We start from the raw sequence: 16,952 nt of genomic DNA, 5'->3' as shown, positions 1-16,952 counted from the left end.
CCATGGAGCCGACCACTCTCACCTCCCGCCGCCTGTTGCTCCGTCCCTTCACCCCCGGGGACGCGGACGCGGTGCATCGTGCCTGCCAGGATCCGGAGATCCTCCGCTGGACGGACATCCCGTCGCCCTACCTGCGCTCCGACGCGGAACTCTTCACGGGCACCATCGCGCCGGCGGGGTGGCGGGACGATTCCGGCTACCACTTCGCCCTGGTCGAGCGGTCCGGCGCGCTGGCGGGTGCCCTCGGCCTCGTCCGCCGCCCGTCCCCCGCCACGTACGAGGTCGGCTTCTGGCTGGCCCGCGAACACCGCGGGCAGGGGTACGGGACGGAGGCGGTGGTCCGCCTGGCGCGCTGGGCGTTCTCCGTACGGGGGGCGGTCCGGCTGGAGTGGTGGGCCGAGGCCGGCAACGTGGCCTCCCGGGCGGTCGCCCTGCGCGCCGGGTTCCGGCTCGACGACGTCACCGCTCGCGCCGCCCCCGGTGCTCGCACCACTGGCCCCACTGGCCCCACCGGCCCCACCGGCCCCACCGGCCCCACCGAGTACGGGCCCGGGGGTACGAGCGCCGGGGGCGGGGCACCCCGTGCCCTCTGGAGCGCGTCGCTCTTCCCGGCCGACCTGGGACTCCCGACGTCCGGCCCGGGACGTATCCCCTCCGGGCCCGGCCTGTGGCTCACCGGCACCGGGCTGCCGGACCCGGGGGCCCCTCCGCCGGGCTCCGCCGCGTACCTGCCGTCCCAGGGCTGAGGCGAGGCCGGGCAGACCGGGCAGAGGCGCGCCAGGTGCACCCTTCGGGCACCTTTTCGTCCCCCCGGTGGCTGTCGGTGGCGCCCCTTAAGGTGCCTCCATGACGCCCGAGCCGCCCGTGCAGCCCCCCGTGGTCGAACTCTCCGCCGATCAGGCCCGCCGGATCGCGCTGCGCGCCCAGGGGTTCCTGGGCGCGCCCGACCGCCGCGCGGGTGTGCCCGGGGTGCTCCGGCACCTCGGGGCCGTCCAGCTCGACACCATCTCGGTGCTGGCCAGATCCCATGAGCTGGTGCCGTACGCCCGGCTCGGCGGGATCGGCCGCAAGGCGGTGGAGGAGGCGTACTGGTCGGGTGGCCGCGCCTTCGAGTACTGGTCGCACGCCGCGTGCGTGCTGCCGGTCGAGGAGTGGCCGCACTTCGCCTTCCGTCGCCGCGCCTACCGGAACCGCCCGCAGTGGCATCACGAGCTGCCCGCCGGTACGTACGACACCGTGATCGCGCAACTGCGCGCCGAGGGCCCCCTCACCGCGACCCAGCTCGGCGGTGCGAAGAACGGCGGCGAGTGGTGGGACTGGTCCGCGACCAAGGTCGCGGTCGAGCGCGCCCTGATGTACGGCGAGGTGGTCTGCACCGAACGCCGGGGCTGGAAGCGCGTCTACGACCTGGCCGAGCGGGCGATCCCGGACCGCTTCCTGCACGACGACCTGACCGACGAGGAGTGCCGGCGCAGGCTCGTGGCGCTGGCGGGCCGTTCCCTCGGGGTCGGTACCCGTTCCGATCTCGCGGACTACCACCGGCTGAAGGCCGAGCACTTCGACACCGCGGTGGCCGGCTCCGGCCTCGTACCGGTGACGGTGGAGGGGTGGGGGAAGCCCGCCTGGGCCGATCCGGAGGCACTGGCCGTCGAACCGCGCGGACGTCACCGCACGACGCTGCTGTCGCCGTTCGACTCCCTGATCTGGGAACGGGCGCGCACCGAGCGGATCTTCGGGTTCGCCCACCGCCTGGAGGCGTACACCCCGAAGGCCAAGCGGGTGCACGGCTACTTCGCCATGCCCCTGCTCGCCGGCGGGCGGCTCCAGGGCCGCGCCGACCCCGCACGCGAGGGCACCACACTGGTCGCCCGTCAGGTGTCCCTGGCGGGCCCCAAGGCGGTGGCACCGATGGCCGAGGCGCTCGTGGAGGCGGCCTCCTGGGTCGGTTGCACGGACGTACGGCTGGAGCGCGTGGACACCCCGGGACTGCGGGAACCGCTCGCCGGGGCGGTCGGGGCGGCGTTCTCCGCCGCGCACCGGTGAGGGACGGAGAACCCCGGCCGCACTGCCGCTCCGGTGAGGCTCACCGGATCTCCAGGATCTTCTCCCGCATGGCATAGACCACGGCTTCCATGCGGGAGTGGAGCTGGAGTTTCTCCAGGATGTTGCGCACGTGGTTCTTCACCGTGTTCTCGGAGATGAACAACTGCTTGGCGATGTCGCGGTTGTTCTTGCCGGTGGCCACGAGTTTCAGGACTTCGAGTTCGCGGTCGGTGAGCCGGGGCGCCGGAAGAAGTCGCCGGTCGTCGGTGCGCTGGATCATCGATTTGAACTCGGTGAGGAGTTTGGACGCCATCGACGGGCTGATCTGGGACTGCCCGTCGGCGACCGCGCGGATCGCCGTGGAGACCTCGTCGGTGGAGATCTCCTTGAGCAGGTATCCGGTGGCGCCGGCTTTGATCGCTTCGTAGAGGTCGGCCTCCTCGTCGCTGATCGTCAACATGATGATCTTCGCGCTGGGTGCCACCTCCTTGATGGCGGTGCACGCCTCGATACCGCCGCGCTTGGGCATCCGCACATCCATCAGCACGATGTCGGGCAGCAGGTCCGCCGCCTTGTCGACCGCCTCCGCGCCGTCCCCCGCCTCGCCGACGACCTGGATGTCCTCCTCCTGCTGGAGCACGATCTCCAGTCCACGGCGGAAGAGCGCGTGGTCGTCGACCACCAGGACCCGGATGGGTTCCTTGCGGGGCGAGGCGTCCTCGTCCGCGTCGGCCCGGGTACGGGAAGTCGCTCCGGAAACATTCGTGTCGCGCACGGGCCCGAAGGTGTCCGCCATCGTTCCTCCCCCTGAAGGCCACGGCCTGAAATCACACACGGTCGCCAACGGCACTGCACCGCACAGCGATTGGCTCGAGAGCCCATGCTTTCATGCCCGGCCGCCGGATCGGGGGTCCGTGGTCGCACGCCGGTGCCCCCGGGGGACGCGCACGCACTCCGGGGGCACCGCGAAGACGGATCGTCAGCCGCCGAGCGCACCGCCCGCGCCACCGGCTTCGTCCGAGGCGAGGGGGTCGGTCCTCAAGTGGAGGACACCGTAGTCGTAGGCGTGCCGCCGGTAGACGACGCTGGGTTCCTTGGTCTCCGCGTCGACGAACAAGTAGAAGTCGTGGCCGACCAGTTCCATCTCGTAGAGCGCCTGGTCGAGCATCATCGGGGCCGCCACGTGCGTCTTCTCGCGCACCACCAGCGGGCCCTCGCCCTGTACCTCCAGCGAACCGATCTTCGTGGTGGGTACCTCTTCGGACGTCTGGTCCCCGACCAGCTCACCGTCCTCGTCGAACGCGGCCGTGCCCGGCACCACGTCCGCGACCTCGGCGGCCGACAGACGGCCGTTGCCGCGGCGGCTGTAGCGCTTGTCGTGCTGCTTGCGCAGCCGCGCCTCCAGCTTGCCGGTGGCCAGGTCCAGCGCCGCGTACGCGTCGCCCGCAGCCGCTTCCGCCCGGATGACCGGGCCCCGCGAGTGGAGCGTGATCTCCACCCGGTCGGAGCGGTCGGCCTGACGGGGATTCGGCTCCTTGGACACCTCGACGTCGACGCTGATCACTTTGCCGTCGAACTTCTGGATCTTGTCCAGCTTCAGCTTCTCGGCCACGTGCTTGCGGAACCGCTCGGGCACCTCGGTCTTGCGGCCCTTGACGACGATGTCCACGCAGAACTCCGTTCCCGGATCGCTCCGCAACGGTGGCGGAGCGCCTCCCTTTTGCACCAGGCTCCAGCGCTTTCCGGAGCCTCGGACTAGGTGACCTTCCACCTCCTCCTGCCCACCGGCGGGTTCACCATCCCACCGATCTTCTGACAGCTGAACTCAGGATGTAAGCCTGCCCGAAACCTGGTGGTGCGTTCATCGAGGCCTGGGGTTCACCATGCCTCACCACCGAACATAGCGTGCCGACCGCCTTCTCGGCACCCGCTACTCACGCGTACCTCCGTTCAGACCCCTTTGCCCCTTCACCACCTGCAAGGATGAAACATTTCTGTCAGTTCCGGTTTAATCCGAAAGCAGACGGAGAAGCTGCGACCACCGCTGCCCAGGGCGGCCGGAATGTGCCCGGACGGGTCATGTCCGGCCCGACCGCGCGGGCCGCCTCCGCCAGCGTCGCCCCGGTCGTCATCAGGTCGTCCACCAGCACCACCCGGCCGGCCGCGAGGAGCCGCTGCGAACCGGGTACCGCTTCCAGCGCACCCGCGAGGTTGGCCCGCCGCTGGACCGCCCGGAGCCCCGCCTGGTCGGCGACCCGGCGCCGCTGCCGCAGGACCGGCAGGACCCGCGCCGGGGTGCCCGACCGGCGCAGCGCGGCGGTGGCCGCCAGGGCGATCCGCCGTACCGGATCGTGCCCGCGCGCGGCGGTGGCCCGGCGGGCCGACGGGACGGGTACCAGTAGTAGGGGCCCGCCCTCCCCGGACCGCCCCGGCCCGGCCCGTACGGCAGCCGCGAGAGCGCCGCCGAGCGGGCGCGCGAGCGTCAGGGCACCCCTCTCCTTGTGAGCCAGCAGGAGGGCACGCACGGCGTTCTCGTACGGGGCGGCCGCGTGTACTTCCGGCAGTCCGGGCGGCTCGGGCGACGGCCGGACCCGGCGCGGCTCCCGGCCGCCCAGCGCGTCGCCGCACGGGACGCACAGCTCCGTACGCGGTCTGCCGCAGCCACCGCAGGCCACCGGCAGGACCAGTCCGGCGAACTCCCCCCACCACTCCCGCACGGCACCACTCTGCCCGCCGGTCCACACGCCCGCCACCCCTGTGGACAACCCCGCGGAGCCCCTTCCGGGGCCGGGGTCGGTGGGCGGCCGGACTCAGCCCGGGTAGACCAGCGAGGTGCCCTTCTTCAGCACCGTCTGCCAGTTGTCGCCGGGCGACAGCTTCACGATGCCGTCACTCATGGTGTCCGCCATCAGCGGCAGGAGTTCGTCGTCGGCCGCGGCGATCGACTCGACCTGGTTGACGCCGGGGAGCACTTCGGAGGACGAGGTGGATCCGTCAGCCTGCACGTAGCGCACCTGCTGGACCCCGCCCTCCTCCTTGCCGACCACGACCAGCCGGCCGCGTCCGGACCAGGAGACCGCGGTCACATCGGTGAGCTGCGGCGCGGCCTGGCGGAGGTCCTGCACGGAGACCTCCTGCGCCTCGCCGGAACCGACCCGCTCGACCCGGCCGATCTTCAGCGTCCGGTGGCCCTCCTTCCCCACGAGCAGCGCGATCCGCACGCCGTCCGCGGACATCCGGAGCGCCTCGATCCGCTCGCCGCCGAGGCCCGGGACCGCGACCTCCCGCGGAGTTCCCTCGCCGCCGGCCAGTCTGAGCAGCCGCGGATCGTCCGGGTCACGGTCGGCCACCCAGAGATCGCCCCGGCCGTCCCAGCTCGGCGTGGAGAGACGGTCCTCGACGGACGCCGCGTGGCTGACGACCGCGGGCTGGGCCGGCAGTTCGCTCTCCTCGACGATCGACGCCACGTACAGCCGCGACAGGTCGTCCGTCACCCCGGCCGCCTTCTCCTCGTCACGGGAGACACCGACCGCGCTCATCGGCCGGGTGCCCTCGCCGAGCGGTCCGGTCACCGGTACGGGGTCACCGTCGCCCTTGGTCGAGCCGGGAATCCGCTGCACCTTCCCCCCGTCGACGAAGTACGGGCCGACGGGGGCGCCGGAGCGGCCGTCGGCGGCGAACTCGGACGCCTCTTCCGCGCCCAGCGAGCAGAGCACCTTCTGCCCGCTCTCCAGCTCCACCTGCTCGACCCGGGCGGACGTCAGGTCCCGCAGGGTGAAGAGCACCTGGGCCGCCATCATCCGGCAGGCGGCCCGGCCGGCGCCGGCGGCCTTCTTGTTGAGCGGCACCTTGAGGACGTTCTGGTCGTCGGGCGCCAGCGAGGTGACACCCTTCTGCAACGTCGTCCCGGCGGGGAAGCTGGAGTCGACCACGGGCCGCAGCCAGTCGGTCGGCCCGTCGAGGAGGGTCCGGATGGTCTGCGTGGTGGCGTCCATCCGCGTCACGGGGTCGGTCCGGTTGCGTACGTAGACGGGATCGGCGACCAGCGCGGCGGAACCGTCCGTCGTACCGGCCGCGAAGTAGTAGGTGTTGACCGATCGGTAGAGCCGCTTGAAGTCGGACTGCCCGAGCACCAGACCGTCCGGCACCGAGCTGATGCGCCACTCCCGCTTGCCGTCCGCATCCTTCTCCCGCACCAGGTGAAGGGTCTGCACGTAGTCGGCGGGCGCGATCGGCTGGTACGAGCTCTGCGCGTCGACCTCCGCCACCCGCTGGCCGCTGAGGGTGTACGTGGTGTCCGTCGCGTCGGGCTCCGGGCCCCGGAGCGCGGGAGCGTTCCGGTTGGGCGCCTTGGCGAGCACGGTGGTGCCGGCGGCCGGGCGCCAGGTACGGGCCGCGTCCTCGGTCAGATAGGTGCGGGTCGTCCGGAAGGAGGGGTCGTCGCTGGTCATCGACTCCAGGAAGCCGTCGACCACCTCACCCGGCTCGGCGCCGTCGCGCGGAGGCACCGCGTAGACCTGCACCTGCGCATCACCGGCCTGGGAGGCGTCGACGGGCTTGACGTCCCCGACGACCGGCATCGACCCGCATCCGGCGAGCAGCAGCACACCGAGCCCGAGCAGCACGGGCGTCCGCACGGTCCTGCTGCGGCGGCCGTCCTCACGACGGTCAGTACCCACGTCGGGTGTCCTCCTGGTCGGGGAACCGGTCCGGGCTCCGCTCCTGGGACTGCTCGGGGATCTGCGGTGCGGGCGCGGCGGGGGCGGAACCCGGGCGGGCCACCACCCGCGCGCCGCTGCCGGGCAGCGCCGCGGGGTGGACCGATGCGGGGGCCTGCCGCGAGGTGCCGGGCCGGGCGGCCACGGAGAGCGCGGCACGCTCGGACGAGCTGGGCTGGTGGGGTACGGCCATCACCCGGTGCGGGCCCTCGGGGTCGGAGCCGGTGTCCGCAGCCCCGGCGCGCTCGCGGTCCGCTACGTTGCGCTTCGAGTCCTCGGGCTCCAGGGGTATCGGTGACCCCCGCAGCGGCTCGTCCGCCGTACGCGGGAGGGTGAGCCGGAACTGCGAGCCGCCGCCCGGCTCGCCCCACGCCTGGAGCCAGCCGCCGTGCAGCCGGGCGTCCTCCACGGCGATGGACAGCCCGAGACCGGTGCCCCCGGTCGTCCGGGCACGGGCCGGGTCGGCCCGCCAGAACCGGTTGAAGACGCGCGTCGCCTCGCCGGGCTTCAGCCCCACGCCGTAGTCGCGCACCGCGACGGCGACGGCGCCCTGGGCCACGCCCATCCGCACCACGACGTCCCGGCCCTCGCCGTGCTCGACGGCGTTGACGACGAGGTTGCGCAGGACCCGCTCCACCCGCCTGGGGTCGGCCTCCGCCACCACCGGCTGCTCGTCCCCGACCACCCGGATGCGGGTGCCCTTCCGCTCCGCCAGGGGTTCGGCGCCACCGATCACCCGGCGGACGACGGAGCGCAGATCGATCGGCTCGGCGTCCAGCGCCGCGGCCCCCGCGTCGAACCGGCTGATCTCCAGCAGATCGGAGAGGAGGGACTCGAACCGGTCGAGTTGATCGCCGAGCAGTTCGGCGGCGCGGCCGGTGATGGGGTCGAAGTCCACCCGCGCCTCGTGGATGACGTCGGCCGCCATGCGCACGGTGGTGAGCGGGGTACGCAGCTCGTGCGAGACGTCCGAGACGAAGCGTCGCTGCATCCGGGACAACTCCTCCAGCTGCTGGATCTTCAGCTGGAGGTTCTGGGCCATCTTGTTGAACGCCTCACCGAGCCGGGCGATGTCGTCCTCGCCGGTGACCTTCATCCGCTCCTGGAGCCGCCCGGCCGAAAGCCGCTCGGCGATCCCGGCCGCCATCCGTACGGGCGTGACGACCTGGCGCACCACGAACCAGGCGATGGCGCAGAGGAGGACCACGACGAAGAGCCCGGCCGTGGCCAGTGTCGTCTTGACCAGCGCCAGGGACTTCTCCTCCTGCGTGAGCGGGAAGAGGTAGTACAGCTCGTAGGGGTTGTGGTCGATGTCGTAGAGCCGCTTGCCCACGACGAGTCCTGGCTGCGACGCCTTGCCGTACGAGTAGTGGATGAGGGAGTACGTCTGGAACGCCCCCGGCCCCTTGTCGACGGACTCGCGCAGGCGTGCCGGAACGCTCGACGCCTCCACGCTGCCCGATCCGCGCGGCGCCCGGCTGGCGGTGCCGCTGCTCACGGAGTCGGGGCTGAGCGCCACCACGTTGAACGCGTTGGCACCGCCACTGGCGAGCTGGTCGACGAGGTCGGTCCGCCAGGAGGTGTTGGCCGACATGCCGTCGGCGCCGTCCTCACGGCTGGGCGTGAGGGGCTCGTTGGCCTTCGCCTGGGCCGCGGCGAAACCGCCGGCCGCCTGGGTCTGGGCGGCCTTGCCCTTGGCGTCGAGCAGGCCGTTGCGCACCTGCCCGATGACGACGAAGCCGAGCAGGAGCACGACGCCGAGCGACATCAACAGGGTGCCCGCGACGACCCGCAGCTGCAGATTGCGGCGCCACACCCGCAGGGCGGGCAGCAGCGGACGCCGCAGCCAGCGCAGCAGAAGGCGCGGGAACGGGCCTCCGGGCGTCCGGTCGGTGAACAACCGGCCGCCGCGGAGGAGACGGGAACGCCCCGGTCCGGCAGCCCGCTCCTCGGGGACTCCGGGCTCCCCGGGGCCAGGAGCAGCGCTGCCTCGGGTCATGTCAGCTGGGTCCGGCCTTGTAGCCGACGCCACGTACGGTGACGACGATCTCGGGCCGCTCCGGGTCCTTCTCGACCTTGGAACGGAGCCGCTGGACGTGCACGTTCACCAGACGGGTGTCCGCGGCGTGCCGGTACCCCCACACCTGCTCCAGCAGGACCTCACGGGTGAAGACCTGCCAGGGCTTGCGGGCGAGCGCGACCAGCAGGTCGAACTCCAGCGGCGTCAGGGCGATGGACTGCCCCTCCCGCTTGACCGAGTGCCCGGCGACGTCGATGACCAGGTCACCGATGGTCAGCTGCTCGGGCGCCGGCTCCTCCGACCTCCGCAGACGTGCTCTGATCCTGGCCACCAGCTCCTTGGGCTTGAACGGCTTCACGATGTAGTCGTCGGCCCCGGACTCGAGACCCACCACCACGTCGACGGTGTCGCTCTTCGCCGTGAGCATCACGATCGGCACGCCGGACTCGGCCCTGATGAGCCTGCAGACCTCGATGCCGTCCCTTCCGGGCAGCATGAGGTCGAGCAGCACCAGGTCCGGCTTGGCCTCCCGAAAGGCAGCAAGTGCCTTGTCGCCGTCCGCTACGAACGACGGTTCAAAACCTTCTCCACGCAACACGATGCCGAGCATCTCGGCCAGTGCGGTGTCGTCGTCGACGACAAGGACGCGTCCCTTCATAATCGACATCATCCCATTAGCTAATCGTTATCTGCGATGACCTGGCACACAGCTCGGCCAGTCCGGCCTTCGTGACCGGCGAAATGACGCCTTCCCCCGTGACGATCGCGGTGATCAGTTCCGGGGGCGTGATGTCGAACGCGGGGTTGTACACCGGGGTTCCCAGGGGCGCCACCACCAGGCCGCCCCCCTCTCCCCCGCGCGCTCCGGACCGCGGTGATGTGAACTCCGTCACCTCGCGGCCGGAACGCCGCTCGACGACGATGGACGCCCCGTCCGGAGTGCCCGGATCCACCGTCGTGGACGGCGCCACCACGACGAACGGTACGTGGTGGTACTTCGCGAGCACCGCGAGCGGGTAGCTCCCCACCTTGTTCGCCACGGAACCGTCCGCCGCGATGCGGTCCGCACCGATCAGCACCGCGTCCACCTGCCCCGCCGCGAAGAGCGATCCCGCCGCGCTGTCCGTGAGCAACTGGTACGCCATTCCGTGCCGGGCGGCCTCGTAGGCGGTGAGCCGGGAGCCCTGGAGCAGCGGACGCGTCTCGTCCACCCACAGCCGCGCGAGCCTCCCCTGCCGGTGCGAGGCGAGCGCGACGGCGAACGCCGTGCCCTCGCCTCCGGAGACCAGAGCCCCCGTGTTGCAGTGGGTCAACAGGCGGTGACCCCCGGCCGGCAGCAGCTCGTCCAGCAGGGCCAGGCCGTTCCGGGCCATCCGGGCGGAGGCTTCGGCGTCCTCGCGGTGCAGGGCCCGTGCCTCGGCGAGCGCCGCGGCGGCGGCCCGCTCCGGCCCCGCCCCTCCGGCGAGCGCCGCCGCGTGGGCGTGGGCCGCGCGCCGGACCCCGTACGCCAGATTGACCGCGGTGGGCCGCGCCGTGGCCAGCAGGTCCACGGCCTCGGCCACGTCGTACCCCCGGACCGCCGCGAGGGCGACGCCGTACGCACCGGCGATGCCGAGCAGTGGTGCCCCGCGCACCGCCAGCGTCTGGATCGCCCGCACGAGGGCGGGAGCATCGGTGCACACCAGCTCGACTTCCTCGGCGGGAAGCCGGGTCTGGTCGAGCAGCACCAGGACGGGGCCTTCGGGCGGCTCGTCCCAGCGGAGTACGGGGAGCGCGGTGGGCTCGATGCCCACCGGCGATTGCGCGTCCTGATCAGCCATCCGTCCAGTCTGCCCGCTGGGAGGCCCACATATGAAGGTGCCAACCAGAAGCACCTCGAACGCACTTCTGCCACGCGTGGCACGATGGCTGCCAACCTGCCGCCCCGATGCGCGGTCAGGACGGTGAAGGAGCCAGAATGAACGACTCTCCGGGCTGGGCCACGCCCGGATCCGCCGCCTCCGACGAACAGGGCGCAGCCGTACCGCGCCCCTCCGGACCGGTCGACTCCGAACCCCTGGCCGACTCCCGGCCCGCAGAGGTGGACCAGGCCGAACCCAACCCGGCCGAACCGAACCCGGCCGACGCGAGCGGTGCGGCCGGGGCCGGCCCCGACGGCGCCGGCTCCGACAGGAACAGCGCGGCCGGGGCCGGCGCGGCGGGTCAGTGGTCTCCCACCCAGCCGCCGCCCGGCCAGTGGTCCGCCCCGGCTCCGTCCGCACCCGGGCCGGGGGCACCCCCGCCGGCGCCGGGGTGGGGTGGCCACCAGAACCCGGCCGGCTACCCGGGCCGGGTCCCCCAGGCCCGACCGGGCTGGGGCGGCCCTCAGGGCTGGGTCCGCACGCCGGTCGCGCCCAAGCCGGGTGTCGTCCCCCTCCGTCCGCTGAGCGTGGGTGAAGTGCTCGACGGCGCGGTCGCCTCCATGCGCGCCCACTGGCGCACCGCGCTGGGGATCAGCCTGGTCGTCGCCGTCTTCGTACAGGTCGTCTCTCTTCTGATCGAGCGTTTCCTGCTCCCGGAACCGGTCACGATCGACCAGAACGCCTCCGACGCCGAGATCCTGCGGCAGTCCGTCGAGGCGACGCGCTCCCTGCTCATCACGAGCGCGCCGAGCGCCGTCCTCGGCATGGCCGCCGTCCTCTTCACCGCGTCGGTGCTCAGCGTCGTGGTCAGCCGCTCGGTGCTCGGCCGCACCGCCACCCCGGCCGAGGTCCGGGCGGAAGCCCGCCCGCGGATCCGGGGAGTGGTGGGACTGGCGCTGCTCCTGGCGGTGGCGGTCGTGGTGATCATGGCCGTGGGCCTGGCCCCGGGCCTGCTCGTCGGCTCCGGGGCGGGCGGTGCCGCTCTCATCGTGCTCGGCTTCCCCGTCGCCACCGTGGGGGCCCTCTGGCTGATGACCCTCTTCTGCCTCTCGGCCCCGGCCCTGATGCTGGAACGCCAGTCGGTGGGGCAGGCCCTGCGCCGGTCGGCGAAGCTGGTCCGGGGGGCCTGGTGGCGGATCTTCGGCATCCTGGCGCTCGCCGCTCTGTGCGTCGCCATCGTGTCCGTGATCATCGCCATCCCCTTCGCCCTGATCGCGCTCGCCGTCGACGGCGGGGTCTCCAGTGCGATCTTCAGCTCCGACCCGGCCCCGACCGGCTGGCCCTTCCTGCTCGTGACCAGCCTCGGCGGCGTGCTCATCTCGATGCTGACGTACCCCTTCGTCTCCGGTGTGCTCTCCCTGCTCTACATCGACCAGCGCATCCGGCGCGAGGCTCTCGACCTGGAACTCGGCCGCGCGGCCGGGCTCCCCGGATACGCGTCCACCGGAGGCTGATGGCATGACGGGGGCGGGGGGCACCATCACGTCGGGCCCACGGGTGTGGGCCGGTCCGAGACTCGCGGACATACCCGTGGACACGCCACGGGTTCCCGCACGGGAGGCGGCGGAGACCGAACTGTCCAAGGGGATGTACCACGAAGGCGACCCCGGCCTCCTGGAGCGGGCCTTCGAATCCTGCTGGAACTGGATCCGCCGGCTCTTCGACGGGATCGCCGACCACCTGCCCGGGGGCCCGCTGGGCGCCGTGGTGCTGGTGGTCCTGGCCATCGCTCCGGTGGTCGCCCTCTGGTGGCGGCTGGGCACACCGAGGCGGCCGGCCGTCTCGGCGAAACCCCTTTTCCGGGAGAGCGGTCCGCGCGGCGCGGCTGCGCACCGCGCCGCCGCGGAGAAGCACGCGGCCGCTCTCCGCTGGACCGAGGCGGTCCAGGAACGCACTCGCGCGATCGTCCGCTCCCTGGAGGAGCGTGCGCTGCTCGCCCCCCGCCCCGGCCACACGGCCGACGAGGCGGCCGCTGAGGCCGGACGCCGGCTGCCGGACCACGCGGCCCGTCTGCGCGCGGCGGCCCAGACGTTCGACGCCCTCACGTACGGCGGCCGTACGGCCGACGAGAGTGCGTACCTCTCCGTACGCGCACTCGACGACGACCTCGAAGGGACGCGGCCGAAGACCACCGGTACCGCCCGCACGACGGGAGCCGCCGGATGACCGGTCCCACGGAGACCGCCTCCTCCGCCGCCGCGGGTACGGAGACCGCCGCCGGCTCCACCGACACGCGTGCCGCCTCCGGTCCGGCGGCCACGGACGCCGCTCCCGTCGCCACGTCCCTGTCCGCGACTCCCGCACAGCTCTGGAAGCGGGCCCGCGGCCTGCTGGTGGCCCTGCTCGTCCTGGTCGTCGGTGGTGTCACCATCGCCGCTCTGCAGTCCGGCTCCCGCCACGGGACGCTCGACCCCCGGTCGGCCGACCCGGAGGGCAGCAGGGCCCTGGCGGAACTCCTCAGGCAACGCGGCGTCGGCATCGACGTGGTCACCACGCTCGACGGGGCCGTCTCCGCGGCGGGCCCCGACAGCACGCTCCTGGTCACCAGGCCGGACCTCCTCACCGGATTCCAGCAGGAGCGCCTGGCCGCCGCGACCTCCGGCTCCGGGGGCCGCACCGTCCTGATCGCCCCCGGATCTCCGTCCGTGCCCACGCTCGCCCCGGGCGTGAGCGTCGGACCCACCGTCAAGGTGGCGGGACGCGCCCCCGCGTGTATGCTCCCGGCCGCACGCCGGGCAGGCCCGGCCGATCTGGGCGGGGTCACCTACGAAGCGGAGGGAGCCGGAACCTCCGGCTGCTACCCGGCACACGGCCTCACCCCACTCCTCTTCGTCCCGCGGCGGAACGGCGAGACCGTCCTGCTCGGCTCCCCCGACATCCTGGTCAACCAGCGCCTCGCCCACGAGGGCAACGCCTCGCTCGCCCTGCAGCTCCTCGGCTCCCGTGCTCATCTCCTCTGGTACCTCCCTTCTCTCGCCGACCCCTCCGCTTCGAAGGGCGGACACGGCACGGACGACGGTGGTGACACCGGCCAGGACGACCCGACCGATGGTGGCTCCGGCCCGGATCAGCGGGCCGACGGCGGCTCCCACCACGGCCACGAGGACGCCGCCGACTCCGGTGGGAACTCCGGCGACTCCGGGGAGGAAGACCAGGACGGCTTCTTCGACCTGGTCCCGTCCGGCTGGTTGTGGGGCACGCTCCAAATCGCCGTCGCCGCCCTGCTCGCGGCCGCCTGGCGCGCACGCAGATTCGGTCCGCTGGTGACCGAGAAGCTGCCGGTCGCCGTCCACGCCTCCGAAGCGACGGAGGGTCACGCCCGCCTCTACCGGAAGGCCGGCGCACGCGACCGTGCCGCGGCCCTGCTCCGCGAGGCGGCACGCACCCGCCTCGCTTCCCTCGTGGGCGTCTCTCACCGCGACGCGCACTCCCCGGACGTGCTCGTCCCCGCACTCTTGGCCCGGCTACCCGCCCCCACCGCGCCGACGCCGCGTCAGTCGGAGCCGGCCCGTCAGAAAGCGGCCTCAAACGCGGCCTTGCGGCCGGTGCGGCGAAGGCGCGTGCCGGACGACGCGACAGAACGAACCCTGGCGGGCACGCCCCTGGATGCCCTGCTCTTCGGCCCGACTCCTGACGACGACCCCGCACTCGTACGCCTGGCCGACCAACTCGACGCCCTCGAAAGAGAGGTACGCACGTCATGAGCGCCCTGCCCCCGGCGATACCCGGGACTTCCACGGTCTCTACGAACTCCGACGCCGCCCGCGCATCACTCGAAGCCCTGCGCTCGGAGATCGCGAAGGCCGTGGTCGGTCAGGACCCGGCCGTCACCGGACTCGTCGTCGCTCTGCTCTGCCGGGGACACGTCCTCCTGGAGGGCGTCCCTGGTGTGGCCAAGACCTTGCTCGTCCGGGCCCTGGCCGCTTCCCTCGACCTCGACACCAAACGTGTGCAGTTCACCCCCGATCTGATGCCCAGTGACGTCACCGGGTCCCTCGTCTACGACGCGCGCACCGCCGAGTTCTCCTTCCAGGCCGGTCCGGTCTTCACCAACCTGCTGATCGCCGACGAGATCAACCGCACGCCCCCGAAGACCCAGTCCTCCCTCCTGGAGGCCATGGAGGAGCGTCAGGTCAGCGTCGACGGAACCCCTCGCCCCCTCCCCAACCCCTTCCTCGTCGTCGCGACCCAGAACCCGGTGGAGTACGAGGGCACGTATCCCCTCCCCGAGGCGCAACTCGACCGCTTCTTGCTGAAGCTGACGGTGCCTCTTCCCACCCGGGAGGAAGAGATCAACGTCCTCACCCGTCACGCCGAGGGTTTCGACCCGCGTGACCTCAAGGCTGCGGGCATATCCCCGGTCGCAGGTCGGGCCGACCTGGAAGCTGCCCGCGAAGCCGTCGCCTCGACCTCGATCACCGCCGAGGTCGCCGGTTATGTGGTCGACCTCTGCCGTGCCACCCGTGAATCCCCCTCGCTCGCCCTGGGCGTCTCCCCCCGCGGCGCCACCGCGCTGCTGTCCGCATCCCGTGCGTGGGCCTGGCTCACCGGCAGGGACTACGTCATCCCCGACGACGTGAAGGCCCTCGCTCTGCCCACGCTCCGTCATCGCATCCAACTGCGGCCCGAAGCCGAGATGGAGGGCGTCACCCCGGACGCCGTCATCACCTCGGTCCTCGCCTCCGTGCCCGTCCCCCGATGAGGCGGTGACCATGCCCCTCACCGGAAGAGCCGCGCTGCTGGCCGCTGTGGGGTCACTGCCTGTAGCCATCCTCGCCCCGAGCTGGGCCGGGATGCTCGCGGTCAATGCCCCGCTCTCACTCGCCATTCTGTGCGACTACGCCCTGGCAGCGCCCGTGCGGAGCCTGCGCTTCACTCGATCTGGTGATACGTCAGTTCGACTCGGTGACAGCGCTTCGGTACAACTCACCGTGACCAACCCCTCGCGTCGCCTCCTGCGCGCCGAGCTCCGCGACGCCTGGTCCCCGAGCAGTGGGGCCGTGGTGGCGGAGACCGGCGCCTCCCGCCACTCGGTAGCCGTCGCCGCCGGCGAGGCGCGGCGGCTCACCACACTGCTGCGGCCGACCCGGCGGGGGGATCGTGTCCCCGATCGAGTGACCGTCAGGTCGTCGGGCCCTCTGGGTCTCGTCTCGCGCCAGGGGTACCACCGGGTTCCCTGGAACGTGCGGGTGCTCCCGCCGTTCTCCAGCCGTAAGCACCTGCCTTCCCGGCTCGCGCGCCTCCGCGAACTCGACGGGCGCACGAGCACGCTCAGCCGTGGCCGGGGGACGGAGTTCGACAGCCTCCGTCCGTACGTACCGGGTGACGACACCCGGTCCATCGACTGGCGGGCCACGGCGCGGCAGACCGCGGTGGCCGTGCGCACGTGGCGCCCCGAACGGGACCGGCACATTCTGATCGTCCTCGACACCGGCCGTACCTCGGCAGGCCGTGTCGGCGACACCCCGCGGCTCGACGCCGCGATGGACGCCGCCCTGCTGCTCACCGCGCTGGCCGGGCGGGCGGGCGACCAGGTGAATCTCCTCGCCTACGACCGGCAGGTACGGGCCCACGTCCGCACCACCAACGGCGGCGTGCTGGCAAGGGTGGTCGACGCCATGGCGACGCTGGAACCCGAGCTGGTCGAGACCGACACCCGCGGGCTGAGCACCGCCGCCATGGCTGCCGCCCCGAAGCGGTCGCTGATCGTCCTCCTGACGACGCTGGACGGGGCGCCTGCGGAAGAGGGCCTGCTGACGGTCCTTCCTCAGCTCACCGCGCGCCACACCGTGATCGTCGCCGCTGTGGCGGATCCCCGGATCGACGGAATGACGCATGGGCGAGGTTCCGTGGAAGCGGTCTACGAGGCCGCGGCCGGCATCCGCGCCCTGACCCAGCGCCTGCGGACCGCGGAGCGGCTCCAACGCCATGGTGCCGTGGTGGTGGACGCACTGCCGGAGAGCCTGGCACCGGCTCTGGCCGACGCCTACCTCGCGCTGAAGGCAGCCGGTCGGCTCTGACACATTCGCCCTCTTCTCCGCCCTGTTTTTCCTGTTCTGCCTCCGTCGAAGCCACGGGGGCAGAACAGGAACGAACAGGAACAGGGATCGCCGGATCCCCGAATGGCCCGTAAACGCAGAAAACCCCCGTGCCCAAAGGCACGGGGGTCTCCCGAAAAAATTGTTCGGCGGCGTCCTACTCTCCCACAGGGTCCCCCCTGCAGTACCATCGGCGCTGAAAGGCTTAGCTTCCGGGTTCGGAATGTAACCG

The 16,952-nt window shown here is 72.3% G+C and carries 14 protein-coding genes and 1 rRNA gene; 7 read left to right on the top strand and 8 right to left on the bottom strand.

From position 1 onward, the window contains the following. Positions 1 to 2 precede the first annotated feature (2 nt). Positions 3 to 746 (top strand): GNAT family N-acetyltransferase, encoded by a 744-nt coding sequence (locus tag ACFYPN_RS31085; RefSeq protein WP_389302904.1) that lies wholly within the window; start codon positions 3 to 5, stop codon positions 744 to 746. A 100-nt stretch (positions 747 to 846) separates the two neighbouring features. After that, positions 847 to 2,043, top strand: coding sequence for a DNA glycosylase AlkZ-like family protein (locus ACFYPN_RS31080; RefSeq protein WP_358760307.1), 1,197 nt, complete (start codon positions 847 to 849; stop codon positions 2,041 to 2,043). 40 nt (positions 2,044 to 2,083) lie between these two features. Here the strand turns inward: ACFYPN_RS31080 and ACFYPN_RS31075 are convergent, their stop codons facing one another. The 7 genes from ACFYPN_RS31075 to mtnA form a co-directional block, all read right to left on the bottom strand. Continuing rightward, positions 2,084 to 2,839: a response regulator transcription factor gene (locus ACFYPN_RS31075; protein WP_358760305.1), complete on the bottom strand. Its 756-nt coding sequence runs from the start codon at positions 2,837 to 2,839 to the stop codon at positions 2,084 to 2,086. A 183-nt stretch (positions 2,840 to 3,022) separates the two neighbouring features. Beyond that, the gene (gene hpf / locus ACFYPN_RS31070) at positions 3,023 to 3,712 is read right to left on the bottom strand and encodes a ribosome hibernation-promoting factor, HPF/YfiA family (protein WP_358760303.1); all 690 of its coding nucleotides are present in this window, start codon (positions 3,710 to 3,712) and stop codon (positions 3,023 to 3,025) included. Between the two features lie 328 nt (positions 3,713 to 4,040). Continuing rightward, positions 4,041 to 4,760 carry a ComF family protein gene (locus ACFYPN_RS31065; protein WP_389302994.1) on the bottom strand — a complete coding sequence of 240 codons (720 nt, stop codon included), beginning with the start codon at positions 4,758 to 4,760 and terminating at the stop codon, positions 4,041 to 4,043. A 93-nt stretch (positions 4,761 to 4,853) separates the two neighbouring features. Further along, on the bottom strand, positions 4,854 to 6,680 hold the full coding sequence (locus ACFYPN_RS31060) for an LpqB family beta-propeller domain-containing protein (RefSeq protein WP_389302991.1): 1,827 nt from the start codon (positions 6,678 to 6,680) through the stop codon (positions 4,854 to 4,856). 31 nt (positions 6,681 to 6,711) lie between these two features. Then, positions 6,712 to 8,760, bottom strand: a complete 2,049-nt coding sequence (gene mtrB / locus ACFYPN_RS31055; protein WP_358760300.1) for an MtrAB system histidine kinase MtrB — start codon at positions 8,758 to 8,760, stop codon at positions 6,712 to 6,714. A 1-nt stretch (position 8,761) separates the two neighbouring features. Continuing rightward, positions 8,762 to 9,451 carry a two-component system response regulator MtrA gene (gene mtrA, locus ACFYPN_RS31050; protein ID WP_007448372.1) on the bottom strand — a complete coding sequence of 230 codons (690 nt, stop codon included), beginning with the start codon at positions 9,449 to 9,451 and terminating at the stop codon, positions 8,762 to 8,764. 4 nt (positions 9,452 to 9,455) lie between these two features. After that, entirely contained in the window at positions 9,456 to 10,601 is a 1,146-nt protein-coding gene (gene mtnA, locus ACFYPN_RS31045; protein WP_358760298.1) for an S-methyl-5-thioribose-1-phosphate isomerase, read from the bottom strand. Positions 10,602 to 10,738: 137 nt separating this feature from the next. Between mtnA and ACFYPN_RS31040 the strand changes: the two genes are divergently transcribed. Genes ACFYPN_RS31040 through ACFYPN_RS31020 form a run of 5 tightly spaced genes read left to right on the top strand, consistent with a single transcriptional unit; the run spans position 10,739 to position 16,702 of the window. Next, positions 10,739 to 12,136 (top strand): glycerophosphoryl diester phosphodiesterase membrane domain-containing protein, encoded by a 1,398-nt coding sequence (locus tag ACFYPN_RS31040; RefSeq protein ID WP_358760296.1) that lies wholly within the window; start codon positions 10,739 to 10,741, stop codon positions 12,134 to 12,136. Between the two features lie 4 nt (positions 12,137 to 12,140). After that, positions 12,141 to 12,848 (top strand): DUF4129 domain-containing protein, encoded by a 708-nt coding sequence (locus ACFYPN_RS31035; protein WP_358760294.1) that lies wholly within the window; start codon positions 12,141 to 12,143, stop codon positions 12,846 to 12,848. Then, positions 12,845 to 14,386 carry a DUF4350 domain-containing protein gene (locus tag ACFYPN_RS31030; protein WP_358760292.1) on the top strand — a complete coding sequence of 514 codons (1,542 nt, stop codon included), beginning with the start codon at positions 12,845 to 12,847 and terminating at the stop codon, positions 14,384 to 14,386. Before ACFYPN_RS31035 ends, ACFYPN_RS31030 begins: the two co-directional genes overlap by 4 nt. Then, entirely contained in the window at positions 14,383 to 15,384 is a 1,002-nt protein-coding gene (locus ACFYPN_RS31025) for a MoxR family ATPase (protein WP_358760290.1), read from the top strand. Before ACFYPN_RS31030 ends, ACFYPN_RS31025 begins: the two co-directional genes overlap by 4 nt. Before the next feature lie 10 nt (positions 15,385 to 15,394). Further along, positions 15,395 to 16,702: a DUF58 domain-containing protein gene (locus ACFYPN_RS31020; RefSeq protein WP_389302897.1), complete on the top strand. Its 1,308-nt coding sequence runs from the start codon at positions 15,395 to 15,397 to the stop codon at positions 16,700 to 16,702. A gap of 162 nt (positions 16,703 to 16,864) precedes the next feature. On the opposite strand, the gene rrf is transcribed toward ACFYPN_RS31020, so the two are convergent. Continuing rightward, a 5S ribosomal RNA gene (gene rrf, locus ACFYPN_RS31015) occupies positions 16,865 to 16,952 on the bottom strand; the annotation flags it as partial.

The sequence above is a fragment of the Streptomyces sp. NPDC005576 genome, from assembly GCF_042871745.1.
Lineage (GTDB): Bacteria > Actinomycetota > Actinomycetes > Streptomycetales > Streptomycetaceae > Streptomyces.
Note: the sequence above shows the minus strand (reverse complement) of the source record. Positions and strands in the feature narration are given on the sequence as shown.